Consider the following 9,237-nt stretch of genomic DNA (forward strand, 5'->3'; position numbering starts at 1 on the left):
CCTTGGCCGCGTATTTGTCGGGCGCGGCGTCGGGCTGCTCGTCTGCTGGGGAAGCGGGCTTTGCCGTGGCAGGCCCGCAGGTAGGCGTTCACTGGGGCTTGGGCGGGTTGGGTTCGGGGAGTCCGAGGCGTTGGGCGAGGGTGCGGCGTGCGGTGTCGTCCCAGGCGTCTTCGTGGATCCAGGTGGTGACGATGGCGAGGCGTGCGCGGAGGAGGGCGAGGTCGTTCTCGGCGGAGAGGAGGTCGGGGTGCCGGTCTTGGAGTTGGGTGGTAAGGATGTCGGCGTAGGCCTGGTCGCGGTCAGGCATCGGTGGTCTCCGGCGTGGTGAGGCGGACAGCGAGGGCGACCTTCTGCGCGGCCTGGACGTCGTGGCAGGGCCATTCGTCGGCGTCGCGTTCGCAATGATGTCCGGTCTCGTCTGGGGCGTGCAGGAGCGCGGTGTCGGCGAGCCAGAGGCAGAGTTGGCCGTTGAAGTAGCCATCCTGTCGGCGCAGGAGTTCGGCTGCGGTTTGGAGCTCGGCGCGCGGGCTGGTAGGTCCAATGTCTGCCGAGGGTGCGGCGTACAGGGCTTCGAGGTTCTGTGTGGTGTCAGCCATTGCTGTTGCCCCGGTCTTTTCGCATGCGGAGTGCGTCGGACACGGTGTGGCCGTTGACCGTGACCAGTGGGGTCTGCTGCTTGGCGAGCTTCAGTGCGGTGTCGAGGTCGAAGCGGTGGCCGGCCAGCCAGTCGTCATCACGCTCGGAGGGGCGCATTTCGTAGTCCCAGACCCCGTCGGCTCCGAGGACCTGGGAGTGCCGTTTGACGGCCCACAGGTTGCGGCCTCGGTATTCCACGGTGATCTCGAAGACGTGGCTGTCGATGCCGTCCTCGGGTAGGCAGTTCACGGAGTAGTGGGTGGCCTGGACGGTGGGTTCGGGAGTGGTGGGGGCTTCTTCGTGGGCTCGCTGCTGCACGGCGATGTACCAGGTGGGCGTCTGTTCGCTGGTCACGGCTGGGGGTGCTCCTTCGGGGTTTCCGTGTCGGCGCGGGCTGCGATGCTGCCGGCTATCTCCTGGGCGGAGAGGGGCTGGGTTTCGTCGGTGCTCGTGGTGGAGTGGGTGAGTTCGTCTCCGAGGGCGCGTTCACGCTGGTCGGTGAGGGGGACGGGGATGGTTTCGGTGATGTGGTCGCCGAGGAGGTCGGGGCGGGCCCAGGTGGGGCCGGTGTGGACGCCGAGTGCGGTGAGTTCGTCGGGGGTGAGGCGGGGGATGTGGGTGAAGGTGGCGTGGGTTTCGCAGCAGCGGTCGGCGTGGACGCGGGCGGCGGCCGCCGTGGACGGGGAGTCGAGGCGGTAGACGTGGATGGCGCCCATGGGGCAGGTGGCCTGCCACGTGAGGGTGCGGGTCTTCAGGTCGTAGTGGAGGTGGCTGCCGTCCTTCAGGGCCCGTGTCGCGGTGCCGTCGTGGTGGTCGTGCCAGTCGCGGATGCTCGGTGTGGTGATGCCGGCGATGCGGGAGGCGAGGACGGCGTAGCCCTGGAGGTCGGTCATGAACGGGCGGGGGCGGGTGGGCAGGGCGGGGGTGGGCTTGACCAGGGAGAGGCGGGGCTTCTTGGTGGCGGTCTTACGGGGCGCCCGAGTGGTCTTCTTCGCGGCCGCGGCCTTCTTGGCTGGGGCGGGGGTGGTGCGGGGGCTGGTCCTGGGCATGGCCGTTCTCCGTCCTGCGGGTGTGCTGGGGCTGGTCAGGCGGTGCGGTTGGCGAGGAGTGCCAGAAGGCGGCGGTGGCTTCGGTTCTGGTCCTGGACGGCGGCACGGAGCGAGGTGCAGGCGGCGAGGAGCTGAGCGCGGTGCTCCTCATTGCGCTGAATCAGCCACTCGATGACGGTCTCCGGTCGCGATCGAGCCAGCTGCGCGAGGGGAATCTCCGGCGCGGTCATCGGTTCACCACCGTGGCGTAGGTGCGGTTGGTGACGAGGTGCCGGAACGCGGTCTGCTCGAAGGAGCTGTAGCGGCGGGTGCGGAGGTCCTTGTATGTGTCGGCGCACATCAGGGGCTGCCGGCCGTACCGGTCGCGGGGGCAGGTCGCCGGGTGGGAGAGGCCGATGGCGTGGGCGCTCTCGTGCCAGATGACGTTCATGCGGACCGGCTCGGAGAAGTTACGGGTCTTCAACCAGTAGTCGGAGTTGATGTACACGTACGCCCCGTCGGCGGCACCGTTGATGCCGCAGGCTCCGGTGAAGGACGCGTTGGACCGGGTGGGGTCGGGCTTGGACATGTAGCGGTAGGAGATGACGTGCCCTCGGACGCACTGGCCGCGGGTGACGGGGACGATCCGGGTGGTGACGGTGAACTTGACGCCGAGGTTGGCCTGGAGTTCGGCGGCGGTGTTGCGGAGGTAGGGGGTGAGCTTGGTGCGGGAGGTGGTGTCGTGGAAGGCGATCACCCAGGGCTTGGTGTCGATGTGGGTGATGCGGGGGCTGTTGAGCTTCCAGCCGTTGCCGGCAGTGGCCGGGGCGGTCAGGCTGTGGGCGTCGGTGGGGGCGAGGGCGGCGCCGGCGGCGAGGGTGAGGGCGAACGCGGTGGAGATGGCGATGCGTTTCATGCGGGAGTCCCTTCGGGCGTGATGTCGGTCCAGCCGCGCTTCCACCAGTCGGGGGCGAGTTCGGCTATGTGCCAGGTGCCGTCGCTGTGGTGCCAGCCGATGGCCCAGTCCTCGTTGATGCGGGGGTCGGGGTGTCGGGTGACGGCCCGGCAGTCGAAGGTCCAGATGCCGTCGAGGCTGCGGTAGGTGTGGCCGGGCTGGAAGAAGTCGGGGCGGTGGCCCAGGGTTTCGGCCCGGTGCTGGTCGACGAGTGCGGTGGCCCGGGTGTGGTCCCAACCCTCCCATCCGGCGAGGAGGGAGGTGATGGCTTCGGCGGCGGTGCGGGTGGCGTCGCAGGAGCGGCAGGCGAGGCTGCCATTCCAGTCGTGGTGAAACGGGTTGTTGGGGCAGGTCCAGGTGGTGGCGGTGCTCATGCGGCACGCCCGTGAGTGCGGGTCTGACGTCGGCGGCTGGTGTGGAGGCTGCTGGTTTCGCGGCCCTGCTTGCGGGCGAGCGTCGTCTGGGCGAGCTCCGATTCCGCGGCGGCGACGACGTCGAGTTCCAGGCGGAGTTCGGTGACGCGGTCGCTGAATCCGGAGGCGTAGGCGATGGACGCGTAGTCGATCGCTGCGCCCATCAGGACGACCATCTGGTCGACGGTGCGGGTGTGGGAGGCGTCGGCGCGGCCGGCGTAGTAGTCGGGGTTGTTGGCGAACGGGTTGTGCGCGGTCTCGGTGCTGGTCAGGCTCATGGGGGTGGCCTTTCAGGCGGCGGGGGCGGTGGGGGTGTGGATGGCGAGGTTGTTGACGGCGCGGAGGATGTGGCCGATGACCTCGGCGTTGGTGGGCGGCTTACTCGCTCCGGGAGGGGGGCAGCGGGCCCAGTTGGAGACGTGGGAGATGTAGTTCGGGACGTAGAACCCGGGCGCCTGTTCTTCCTCGTCGACGGCTGAGCCGAGGGAGTCGGACAGGGCGCGGATCGCGGCCATGGCGCCGGCGCTGGACTCGATGAGGCGAATGGAGGCCAGCTCGTCGTCGAAGAACTCGGGGGCGTAGCTGCGGGGGCCGACCCATTCGGCGACGATGTAGGCGATGGCGCAGATGTCGAAGCGGTCGATGTGGCCGCGTTGGCCGAACTGTTCGCCGCGGTGGAGGCCGTCGATGTCGATGACGGCAGCCATGTCGGCGAGGGTGTCCTGGGGCTTGCGCATCGGGTCTCCCCTGGGTTGTTATCCCGCCCGGCCGGGGCCCTTGGTCATCCGCGGCCGGGCGGGGAGTGTGGTGGGGTCAGGCGTCCTGGGCCTGCTGGGCGCAGTACTCGCAGAGGTCACGGCCGCCGCGCTTGCAGACCCAGCCGTCCCGCTTTGCCTCACGTCGGGCCTCGCCGACGGTGCGAGCAGAAGGGACGGTGCTGTTGTCCAGTGGCTGGTGACAGCCGTCGCAGAAGACAAAGGCGCGCACGAAAGCGGTCATCGATAGCTCCTCAGGCGGTTTCGCGGTGCTGGTCGGCGCACCAGGGGCACTGGACGCGGCCGAGGTTGTAGCCCTCGCCGTACTCGATGACGTGGGCGTCCTGGTGGTCGGCGTCGAAGATGGCGGGGCAGGTGCAGGAGCAGGCGCACTTGCGGATGTCGCCCTGCGGGAGGCCGACGAGGGCGGCGGCGGCGAGCATGAGGCTCGGGTAGTCGGCGGGGCCGGCGATGTCGGCGGCTTCCATCAGCTCGTCGAAGCTGTCCTGGTCGGCCAGGGTGAGGGTGTTGTAGTCGGCTTCGAGGCGTGCGGAGGCATGGGTCATCACGGCCACGGTGGCTCCTGGGATGGCAGAGAAGGGTCAACGCCCCTGGTGAGAGGGGGTGTTGCCGTCTTGATGTGTCCACCGTACCGCGTTAGACATGGCGACGCAATGCATAGTGCGGGATGTGTTCAAGCGGGCATGCGAAAGCCCCGGCTCCCACTGGGGGGTGACAGGGAACCGGGGCAGCTACAGGGGGCCTGGTGGCGTCAGCCCTTGCCGGAGGTGTCGACCCACGCGGCGTGCACCCGCAGCAGGTCGCTCCAGGAAGCCCAGTTCGCCCGGCCGCGCTTCACGAGCACCACCCCACGCGCGCGGCACTGCCGCTCCAGCGTGCTCTTGGAAATGGGGTGCCCCGTCTCGCGGAACAGTTCGACGGCATCGCCGAGGCTGACCTCGTCGCGGGCGACGAAGGGGCTCATCAGTGCTGTGGCCATGGGTGGCCTCCCGAGGACTCGGCGGCGCCACAGTTCGCAGCTACGGCAGCACCGATACGGGGTGGACCGGTGGGGTCCAGGTGTGGTGAAAGTGTGAAGTTGTGGGGGTCGTGCTCAGTGAGACCCGTGTACCCCGGATCAGGTTGTACGTGCCTGGCGGATTTTCGTTCGAGCGGTCACGTGCTCGTGGGCGAGGCGGGCCAGGGTGAAGGTGTGGGAGAAGCCGTCGTTGTCGACGCAGTCGGTGTTGGTGCACAGGGCGGCCTGCATGTCCCGCTGCCACATCAGGCCCCAGGTGCGGCATTCGGGGCAGCGCTGCTTGCGGATGACGAGCTTGTCGCCGGCGCGCAGCGCGTGTTCGAGGTACTGCCGGTACTCGATGGTGTCGCGGCGCTGCTGGACCGTTTCGTCCGCGTGCTCGGTGTGTTCCCGGCACCAGTCGTAGACGGCGTCTGCTCGGGAGGGGGCGGGGCCGGCTTCGGGGTTGGCGCCGCGGGTGTGAGCGATCACCTCGTTCACGGAGGCCTGGATGTGGTCGAGGGTGGCGAGGGACAGCGGTGCGGGGGCGCTGCGGCTGGCGGAGTGTCCTTCGACGGGGCCTTCGACGGGGTGTTCCCGGAAGTATTCGGCGAGCTGGTGGAGTCTGGCTGCTGCGCCGTCTTGCGGGTTGTCCTCCTGGACCATGGGCGTCCCCGTCCCCTAGTCGGCCGCCGGGGGCGCGGGACGTCCGTACATGCGTGTGCGGGGCGCGCGCCGGAGGCCGGATGTTTCACTCCGGGTCATTCCGGACGGCTCATCATGGCACGGAGGGGGCGCGTGGTGAACAGGCTGCAACAAAAGATCAACGGTTTGTTGCGGAAAGGGTTTGCTCGGCCCTAGCGCAAAGCGGAAGAACACCCGGCATATGCAGACACGTTCAGCGGGTGGCCACCAGGCCGGGAACCTGCCGCATGCCCTCTATGGTCGCCTCAATCTCCCTCAACTGCGCGTCGTCGATGACGCCCTGGGCGTGATGGCCTTGAACGGTGCGCTGGAAAACGTCCAGGGTGCGCAGGAACGTCGTGGCCGTATCAGGGTTGGTGAGGGACTGCCCGGCCTCGTTGAGGGACATCTCGATGGTCTCTGCGAATTCGGCCAGGGGACTGTGCTGCCGGGGCGTGTGGTCCTGGCTGTCGCCGGGTGGTGTGGTCATGGCGTTCCATCGCCCCCTCGCCGTCTGGCGTGCGCCGCGCTTGCGGGGCTTGTCGATAGACACCACGGGCGCCGGGCTCGTCGTGTTCACGAAAGGGGGTTCGGGCTGTTCGGGGGTGGCGGGCTCTGCTGCGGACATAGGGGTGTCCCCCGTTCCTCCGGCAGACATCGGGAAGGTCTCGTACGCCCGTCGAGGTCGGCGTCCGACGGGCCCCCGCGGTGCGGCTGCCAGTCCGAACCGCAGGCGCCCACTCTGGCACCGATTTCAGTGGGTGTGTAATGCCAGGAGCAGTTTTCACCAGCCCGTGACCAGATCCGTCACCGATGTGGCGTGTTTCCTTACTGGAGGTAAGCGCCGGGTGAGATTGCACGTGAAATTGCACAGAGTGGTGGGTATGGGAAAGCCCCCGCATCAGGGCCTTGGGGGATGGTGTTGCCGACAACATCCCGGGGCGCCTGTGGGGGGCCTGAGACCTCACAGCCCCACCGGGTGGGCATGGCCGTGCGATGCACGCCAGTCTAGCTCTGGACCTCATCACGGGGATAGGTGTTGTTCCCTATCCCCGTCGGGGCGTGTGCCGGTGCCGGGTGCCGGTGCCGGGTGGTGGGGCCGCCCGGGGCCGGGGAGCGGGGGCACCTGAAGGGCTGCGAACGCGCCCCCGTGGATCCTCGGCTGGGCGGCCGGCCACCCAGCGAGTGGGGGGTCAGCTCTGTCAGCCAAGACGCCGAAGTGGCGTGGCGGGAAGGGGGTTCACCGCGAGATCACACGATCGGCTGATGAAAAACCCGGGCAACCTGCCCGTATTAGACAGCTCGTCGACAGCTTCCGACCGTATGCACAAAGGAGGCCCCGCCCGACGCCGGTGAGGCGAAGCAGGCGGGGCCCGTGGTTCTGCGGTCAGCGACCGGCTTCCCTCTTCTTCATCTGATGCTCAAGGAGCAGCTCCAGCATCCTGTCGAACTCCTGCGGCGGCATCCGCTCGATCAGGTACCCGGCGGCAGAACGGCCATCGTCATAGGGGAACTTCTTGAGGACCGGCCGCCCTGGCGCCTCCGTGGCGGGTGGCGCCTCTCTCGGCTCCGGGATGCTGTCAGCTCGCTCCGCGCCCGCAAGAGGGGAGTCGTTGGAGATAGGCGCCCGGGCGGCCTCGCGGACTGCGGGAGCCGGTGTCGTGGCAGGCTCCTCGTTTGGGGACTTACCGGCGGGCGTCTCCGGGATTATCACGCCGTGATAACCAGCCGGCCCGGTCGTACGCTCCACCATCGACTGCGGTGCCGGATCCTTGCGGCGGGCTGCCTCGGCTCGCTCGTCAGCCTTGGCCTTCTGCTCTTCAGGGGTCAGTTTGCCGAGGTTGCGGACGTGCTCCACCTTCCGCTCCCCCGTCATGAGGTCCTTCTGGAGTTCAGGCGTGAGCTTCAGCAGGGACAGCTTGCTGGAGATGGTGCCCTGCGGGATTCCCAGCCTCTTGGACGCCTTGATCTGGGACCCGTAGTAGTCCACCAGCTGCTTCAAAGCGTGGGCTTCCTCGAGGTCGGTCATGTCGTCGCGGTGGTAGTTCGCGACGAACGCGGCCTCGAGGAGCGTCTCGTCGGTAGCCAGGCGGGCGTTGTCGACCCGGACCGGGATCATGGGGAGGCCGACGCGGCGGGAGGCCTCGAGGCGGCGGTGGCCGTCGATGACGACGTACTGGGCGCCGGCGTCGAGGTCGTCGGCGCGGTCGGGCCGACTGTGGAGGTAGGCGTCGACGGTGCCGACGACGATGGGCAGGATGACGCCGACTTCGCGTACGGAGTCGACGGTCTCGTCGAGGTTGCGGAGGTGGTTGCGGGGGTTGTCGGGGTTCTCGCTGATCTGCGTCACCGGCAGTTCAGTGATTGCCGCGGTGGAGTCCTCGCCTCCTATCTGGCTGATGGCCTTTCGGCGGGCGCTGCGGACCGCGCCGAAGGAGGGTGCGGGCCCAAGGGTGTCGGCCTTGCTCACCTGCTGGCTCCCTTCGCGACCTGCCGCATGGCCTCTGCCTGGTCACTGTTGGGGGCATAGGACAGCAGTGGCATCTTCTTCCGTACGGCTTCGCGCTGTTCCTTGAGGTCGCCGATGACGGCGAGGACGCGGGGGTCTCCGACGGACTTCCAACTGTCGAGGGTGGAGGTGGCGACGTAGCCGCGGCGGGAGTCGTACTGGTTGACGACCAGGCCGAGGTGGTCGATCTCGAGGGATAGGTCGACGCACAGGTCGTCGATCTGCTGGTCGAGCATGCTGTAGGCGGTCATGGAGGAGTCCTCGGCGAGGACGGGGATGATGACGCCGGAGCGGCCCTTGGGCTCGCTGGGGCGCCGGCGACCGTAGTAGAGGGCGGCGTCCATGGCGATGCCGAGGCTGGGCGGACAGTCGATGATGATGACGTCGTAGTCGCCTTCGAGGGGGCGTAGCGCCATCTCGAGGGCTGCTTCCTTCTGGAAGCCGCGCTTCTGTGTCGCGACGACGGCGATCTTCGCGTCGAGGAGGAAGCCGTCGAAGCAGGCGGGCAGGACGTGGAGCCGCTTCTCGAACCGCAGATCGTCTATCACCACGACGAGGTCGCGGAGGTCTCCCTGTCCGTCGCCGCACATGTGGGAGACCAGGCTGTCGTGGTCGGGTTCGATCTGCGGCACGCCCAGTTGCTCGCTGAGGTGGCCCTGGGGGTCGAAGTCGACGATGAGGACCCGCTTGCCCTGCTCGGCGTAGGCCTGGCCGATGCCGGCGGAGATGGCGGTTTTGCCGACGCCGCCCTTCTGGTTCCCGACGATTTTCCGTTCGGGGTCGGTGGGGCGGTCGCCGTGCTGGGGTGAGGGGTTGTCGTCGAGCCAGTCCTGGACGGATTGGGCGAGGCCCTGGGTGTAGGAGACGCCGCGGGTGGTGCAGGTGGTCTTGAAGTCCTCGTACAGGCCTGGGGGGAGCCAGGTGGAGAACGACTTGGCGCCTGCGGTGTCGATTTCGAAGCCGGTGTGTTCGTTGGTGCGCCAGGCGGTGATGGCGGCTTCGACGGCTTCCTGGATGTCCAGGGTGAGTTCGGCGGCGCGGACTTTGAGCTGCTGTTGGAGAGCGGCAGGCAGCTTGGACGCCACCTTTTCCCGGTCTCCGTCGGGGTAGGGAGAGGCCATGGCGTCACCTTACTGACTCGCGTGGTCAGGTTGGCACCCGGTTCACGGGTTCTGACCCGCTTTCACCCTGCTGGGTCACGGCGGGATTATCACGCCGTGATAGTTGGGGCGGTCCGGT

The 9,237-nt window shown here is 68.3% G+C and carries 16 protein-coding genes; all 16 read right to left on the minus strand.

Annotated features, from left to right (window positions below):
- Window positions 1-88 precede the first annotated feature (88 nt).
- The 16 genes from ACFZDA_RS39840 to ACFZDA_RS39915 all read right to left on the minus strand — a co-directional run bounded on the left by ACFZDA_RS39840 (window position 89) and on the right by ACFZDA_RS39915 (window position 9,119).
- Window positions 89-307, minus strand: coding sequence for a hypothetical protein (locus ACFZDA_RS39840; protein WP_391091154.1), 219 nt, complete (start codon window positions 305-307; stop codon window positions 89-91).
- Window positions 300-596 carry a hypothetical protein gene (locus ACFZDA_RS39845; protein ID WP_391091156.1) on the minus strand — a complete coding sequence of 99 codons (297 nt, stop codon included), beginning with the start codon at window positions 594-596 and terminating at the stop codon, window positions 300-302. Before ACFZDA_RS39845 ends, ACFZDA_RS39840 begins: the two co-directional genes overlap by 8 nt.
- On the minus strand, window positions 589-990 hold the full coding sequence (locus ACFZDA_RS39850) for a hypothetical protein (RefSeq protein WP_391091158.1): 402 nt from the start codon (window positions 988-990) through the stop codon (window positions 589-591). Before ACFZDA_RS39850 ends, ACFZDA_RS39845 begins: the two co-directional genes overlap by 8 nt.
- Window positions 987-1,685: a hypothetical protein gene (locus tag ACFZDA_RS39855; RefSeq protein ID WP_391091160.1), complete on the minus strand. Its 699-nt coding sequence runs from the start codon at window positions 1,683-1,685 to the stop codon at window positions 987-989. Before ACFZDA_RS39855 ends, ACFZDA_RS39850 begins: the two co-directional genes overlap by 4 nt.
- 35 nt (window positions 1,686-1,720) lie before the next feature.
- Entirely contained in the window at window positions 1,721-1,915 is a 195-nt protein-coding gene (locus ACFZDA_RS39860; protein ID WP_391091162.1) for a hypothetical protein, read from the minus strand.
- Window positions 1,912-2,580 (minus strand): hypothetical protein, encoded by a 669-nt coding sequence (locus ACFZDA_RS39865; protein WP_391091164.1) that lies wholly within the window; start codon window positions 2,578-2,580, stop codon window positions 1,912-1,914. The genes ACFZDA_RS39860 and ACFZDA_RS39865 overlap by 4 nt, the downstream gene beginning before the upstream one ends.
- Complete coding sequence (locus ACFZDA_RS39870) at window positions 2,577-2,993, minus strand: hypothetical protein (protein WP_391091166.1); 417 nt, start codon at window positions 2,991-2,993, stop codon at window positions 2,577-2,579. The genes ACFZDA_RS39865 and ACFZDA_RS39870 overlap by 4 nt, the downstream gene beginning before the upstream one ends.
- On the minus strand, window positions 2,990-3,310 hold the full coding sequence (locus ACFZDA_RS39875) for a hypothetical protein (RefSeq protein WP_391091168.1): 321 nt from the start codon (window positions 3,308-3,310) through the stop codon (window positions 2,990-2,992). The genes ACFZDA_RS39870 and ACFZDA_RS39875 overlap by 4 nt, the downstream gene beginning before the upstream one ends.
- 12 nt (window positions 3,311-3,322) lie before the next feature.
- Complete coding sequence (locus ACFZDA_RS39880) at window positions 3,323-3,769, minus strand: hypothetical protein (protein ID WP_391091171.1); 447 nt, start codon at window positions 3,767-3,769, stop codon at window positions 3,323-3,325.
- Between the two features lie 76 nt (window positions 3,770-3,845).
- Window positions 3,846-4,031, minus strand: a complete 186-nt coding sequence (locus tag ACFZDA_RS39885; RefSeq protein WP_391091173.1) for a hypothetical protein — start codon at window positions 4,029-4,031, stop codon at window positions 3,846-3,848.
- 10 nt (window positions 4,032-4,041) lie between these two features.
- A complete protein-coding gene (locus ACFZDA_RS39890) occupies window positions 4,042-4,353 on the minus strand; it encodes a hypothetical protein (RefSeq protein WP_391091175.1) in 312 nt (103 codons plus the stop codon).
- Between the two features lie 206 nt (window positions 4,354-4,559).
- Window positions 4,560-4,787 (minus strand): hypothetical protein, encoded by a 228-nt coding sequence (locus ACFZDA_RS39895; RefSeq protein ID WP_391091176.1) that lies wholly within the window; start codon window positions 4,785-4,787, stop codon window positions 4,560-4,562.
- Between the two features lie 138 nt (window positions 4,788-4,925).
- Window positions 4,926-5,471 carry a hypothetical protein gene (locus tag ACFZDA_RS39900; protein WP_391091178.1) on the minus strand — a complete coding sequence of 182 codons (546 nt, stop codon included), beginning with the start codon at window positions 5,469-5,471 and terminating at the stop codon, window positions 4,926-4,928.
- A 232-nt stretch (window positions 5,472-5,703) separates the two neighbouring features.
- Window positions 5,704-5,979 carry a hypothetical protein gene (locus ACFZDA_RS39905; RefSeq protein WP_391091180.1) on the minus strand — a complete coding sequence of 92 codons (276 nt, stop codon included), beginning with the start codon at window positions 5,977-5,979 and terminating at the stop codon, window positions 5,704-5,706.
- Between the two features lie 897 nt (window positions 5,980-6,876).
- Window positions 6,877-7,959: a ParB/RepB/Spo0J family partition protein gene (locus tag ACFZDA_RS39910; protein ID WP_391091181.1), complete on the minus strand. Its 1,083-nt coding sequence runs from the start codon at window positions 7,957-7,959 to the stop codon at window positions 6,877-6,879.
- A complete protein-coding gene (locus ACFZDA_RS39915; RefSeq protein WP_391091183.1) occupies window positions 7,956-9,119 on the minus strand; it encodes an AAA family ATPase in 1,164 nt (387 codons plus the stop codon). Before ACFZDA_RS39915 ends, ACFZDA_RS39910 begins: the two co-directional genes overlap by 4 nt.
- Window positions 9,120-9,237: the final 118 nt, after the last annotated feature.

Origin of the sequence: Streptomyces sp. NPDC007991 (assembly GCF_042958445.1) — a bacterium.
Taxonomy (GTDB): Bacteria; Actinomycetota; Actinomycetes; order Streptomycetales; family Streptomycetaceae; genus Streptomyces.

Excerpts from the sequence above, each read along its gene's own strand:
- ACFZDA_RS39890 (WP_391091175.1), bottom strand. The coding sequence starts at position 4,353 with ATGACCCATGCCTCCGCACGCCTCGAAGCCGACTACAACACCCTCACC.
- ACFZDA_RS39885 (WP_391091173.1), bottom strand. The coding sequence starts at position 4,031 with ATGACCGCTTTCGTGCGCGCCTTTGTCTTCTGCGACGGCTGTCACCAG.
- ACFZDA_RS39880 (WP_391091171.1), bottom strand. The coding sequence starts at position 3,769 with ATGCGCAAGCCCCAGGACACCCTCGCCGACATGGCTGCCGTCATCGAC.
- ACFZDA_RS39895 (WP_391091176.1), bottom strand. The coding sequence starts at position 4,787 with ATGGCCACAGCACTGATGAGCCCCTTCGTCGCCCGCGACGAGGTCAGC.
- ACFZDA_RS39875 (WP_391091168.1), bottom strand. The coding sequence starts at position 3,310 with ATGAGCCTGACCAGCACCGAGACCGCGCACAACCCGTTCGCCAACAAC.
- ACFZDA_RS39865 (WP_391091164.1), bottom strand. The coding sequence starts at position 2,580 with ATGAAACGCATCGCCATCTCCACCGCGTTCGCCCTCACCCTCGCCGCC.
- ACFZDA_RS39855 (WP_391091160.1), bottom strand. The coding sequence starts at position 1,685 with ATGCCCAGGACCAGCCCCCGCACCACCCCCGCCCCAGCCAAGAAGGCC.
- ACFZDA_RS39860 (WP_391091162.1), bottom strand. The coding sequence starts at position 1,915 with ATGACCGCGCCGGAGATTCCCCTCGCGCAGCTGGCTCGATCGCGACCG.
- ACFZDA_RS39845 (WP_391091156.1), bottom strand. The coding sequence starts at position 596 with ATGGCTGACACCACACAGAACCTCGAAGCCCTGTACGCCGCACCCTCG.
- ACFZDA_RS39905 (WP_391091180.1), bottom strand. The coding sequence starts at position 5,979 with ATGACCACACCACCCGGCGACAGCCAGGACCACACGCCCCGGCAGCAC.
- ACFZDA_RS39900 (WP_391091178.1), bottom strand. The coding sequence starts at position 5,471 with ATGGTCCAGGAGGACAACCCGCAAGACGGCGCAGCAGCCAGACTCCAC.
- ACFZDA_RS39915 (WP_391091183.1), bottom strand. The coding sequence starts at position 9,119 with ATGGCCTCTCCCTACCCCGACGGAGACCGGGAAAAGGTGGCGTCCAAG.
- ACFZDA_RS39870 (WP_391091166.1), bottom strand. The coding sequence starts at position 2,993 with ATGAGCACCGCCACCACCTGGACCTGCCCCAACAACCCGTTTCACCAC.
- ACFZDA_RS39840 (WP_391091154.1), bottom strand. The coding sequence starts at position 307 with ATGCCTGACCGCGACCAGGCCTACGCCGACATCCTTACCACCCAACTC.